The organism is Paenibacillus oenotherae, from assembly GCF_019443105.1.
Classification (GTDB): domain Bacteria; phylum Bacillota; class Bacilli; order Paenibacillales; family Paenibacillaceae; genus Paenibacillus_Z; species Paenibacillus_Z oenotherae.
This window is the reverse complement of record NZ_JAHZIJ010000072.1, coordinates 1-822: the sequence shown is the minus strand read 5'-3', so window position 1 is coordinate 822 and position 822 is coordinate 1. Positions and strand designations below refer to the sequence as shown.

The 822-nt window shown below is 55.6% G+C and carries 1 protein-coding gene; it reads right to left on the bottom strand.

Annotated features, from left to right (window positions below; translation table 11 throughout):
- On the bottom strand, positions 1-822 hold an 822-nt coding region (locus K0T92_RS24565), incomplete at both ends, for a non-ribosomal peptide synthetase (RefSeq protein WP_219875269.1).

The window sequence follows — 822 nt, the reverse complement described above, 5'->3', positions numbered from 1 at the left end:
CGACTTCACCTTCGACCGGCCTCTGATCCACCGTATGAGCCAACTTTTCCATGAGAGGACTTATCTGCTCAATCGTCTGGTGCTGAAAAATATCATGAACGGCAAGTTTATAGTCGTATTGATGAAGCCTCGACGCTACCTGAATCGCCTTAATCGAATCTCCACCAATCTGGAAGAAATTGTCCTTCAATCCTACCGTCTCAATGCCAAGCACCTCTTCCCAAATGGATGCCAACAGCTTTTCTGGAGCGGATTGCGGTGCTTCGATTCCGGTTTGCCCCCGATGCCGATCGCCTGGTTCCGGAAGATTTCTCCAATCCGCCTTCCCGTTCGGCGTCAACGGCACTTTATCCAATTCAACTACAAACGCAGGTATCATATAGCTCGGTAGTTGATTTCCCACATATCGGCGAAGCTCCGCTGCTTCCAGCTTGCCGTGACCAACCACATACGCGCACAGATAGGAATCCGCTCCCTTATCCTGACGCGCAATCACTACCGCTTCCTTCACCTGCTCGTGTCGCTGCAGAACCGCCTCGATCTCGCCCAGCTCGATCCGGTAGCCCCGGATCTTCACCTGCTCGTCAATCCGGCCCAAATAGTCCAGGTTGCCATCCGGCAGCCATCTCGCCAAATCTCCCGTCCGGTACAGCCGCTCTCCGTTCGGATGCTGCACAAACTTCTCTTCCGTCAGCTCCGGGCGGTTCAGGTAGCCGCGCGCCAAGCCCGCTCCCGCGATGCACAGCTCTCCGGCTACCCCGATCGGCTGCTCCCTGAGCCGATCATCCATGACATACAGCCGCGTATTGGACAACGGCTTCC